This is a genomic window from Rhizobacter sp. (assembly GCF_031412075.1).
In the GTDB taxonomy this organism is placed as follows: Bacteria; Pseudomonadota; Gammaproteobacteria; order Burkholderiales; family Burkholderiaceae_C; genus Rhizobacter.
Genome location: NZ_JANOCG010000275.1, coordinates 1 through 1565, shown reverse-complemented (window position 1 = coordinate 1565; position 1565 = coordinate 1). Strand labels below are relative to the sequence as shown.

Below are 1565 nucleotides of genomic sequence, written 5' to 3'. Positions count from 1 at the left end.
CACCAGGTGTTGCGCGAAGTCGAGCGGGTGCTGATGCCCGAGGGCCGCATCGTCATCCTCGGCTTCAACCCGGGCAGCCTGTGGGCGCTGCGCCAGCGCCTCGGGCGTGTGCTGCGTGGCGTGGGTCTTGCTCGCGGGCAGTCTCTTTTCATGCCGAGCGAAGGCGGGTTCCTGGGGTACTGGCGTCTGCGTGACTGGCTCAGGCTGCTGAGTTTCGACATCGAGGAAGGGCGGTTTGGTTGTTATCGGCCACCCTTGACCTCGGAACCCTGGCTGCAACGCTTCGACTGGATGGAACGCACCGGCGGACGCTGGTGGCCGGTGCTCGGGGCCGCCTACATGCTGGTTGCCGTCAAGCGTGTGCGCGGCATGCGCCTGGTCGGCCTGGTGAAACACAAGCGCGTGCCTGCCAAGGTCGCACCCGCCGTGGTCAGCAGCAGCACCGTTCGCAGAAGTACCTCGACCCAACAACATGACATCGACGCCTACATCGACTGAAGCCAAGCCCGCCATCCGCAAACCTGTCGTCACCATCTACACCGACGGGGCCTGCAAGGGCAACCCGGGCCCCGGCGGCTGGGGCGCATGGCTCAGCACCGGCGAGCACGAAAAAGAACTTTACGGAGGCGAAGCGCAGACCACGAACAACCGCATGGAACTTACCGCGGTGATCGAGGCTCTGGCTTCGTTGAAGCGCAGTTGCGAGGTGACGATCTACACCGACAGCGAGTACGTGCGCAAAGGCATCACCGAATGGATTCACGGATGGAAGCAGCGCGGCTGGAAAACCGCGGACAGGAAGCCGGTGAAGAACGCCGACCTCTGGCAGCGCCTCGACGCGTTGCGCTTGCTGCACCAGGTGGACTGGCGATGGGTGAAGGGGCACGCCGGTGACCCCGGGAATGAGCGGGCTGATGCACTCGCCAATCGTGGCGTTGGGGCTGCTAGTACGTGATTTCCAGCCTCGCGGTGCTGGGCGCTGCGGGCTACATTCGAAAAGCATCAATCAGGGTACAGCGTGAAGACTTTGCATACGGTGGTGGCGCTGGTGGGCATCTCCTTGGCCGGCGGCGCGGCCTGGTGGTACCAGCACAAGGGCCCAGGGCCCCAGGGCGTGGAAGGTTCGGCAGCTGCAGGGGCAGCGTCTGGCGTTCCTGCAGGCAGAGCGGCCGCTGGGCCCTCAGGGCCGGTGCCGGTGGAAGTGGGCAAGGTCGAGGTCGTGTCCATCGCCGATGACGCGCAGGGTGTGGGTGCCTTGCGCTCACGCCAGGGCGTGACTTTGCGCCCCGAGGTCAGCGGGCGCATCTCACGCCTCGGTTTCACCGATGGTCAACGCGTGAAGCGCGGCCAGCTTCTGGTGCAGCTCGACGACGCACTTCAGCGCGCCCAACTTCAACAATCGGAAGCCCAGGCCAGCATCGCCCGCACCAACCTGCAGCGCAACCGTGAGCTGCTGGCGGCCATCTTCGTGAGCCAGAGCGTGGTCGACCAAAGCGGCGCCGCGCTGCAAGTGGCCGAAGCCCAAGTGGCGCTGTCGCGTGCACAGCTCGACCGCATGAGGATCG

Annotated in this window: 1 protein-coding gene and 2 pseudogenes; all 3 read left to right on the top strand. The window is 65.6% G+C overall.

Annotation, left to right across the window (positions count from 1 at the left end; all coding sequences use genetic code 11):
• A pseudogene (locus RMO40_RS09930) lies at positions 1-498 on the top strand (SAM-dependent methyltransferase); the annotation flags it as partial.
• Entirely contained in the window at positions 473-955 is a 483-nt protein-coding gene (gene rnhA / locus RMO40_RS09925; protein ID WP_309719981.1) for a ribonuclease HI, read from the top strand. The pseudogene RMO40_RS09930 and the gene rnhA, both read left to right, overlap by 26 nt.
• Positions 956-1018: 63 nt before the next feature.
• Positions 1019-1565 (top strand): annotated as a pseudogene (locus tag RMO40_RS09920) (biotin/lipoyl-binding protein); the annotation flags it as partial.

Coding starts and splice junctions, on each gene's coding strand:
- rnhA (WP_309719981.1), top strand. CDS start 473: ATGACATCGACGCCTACATCGACTGAAGCCAAGCCCGCCATCCGCAAA.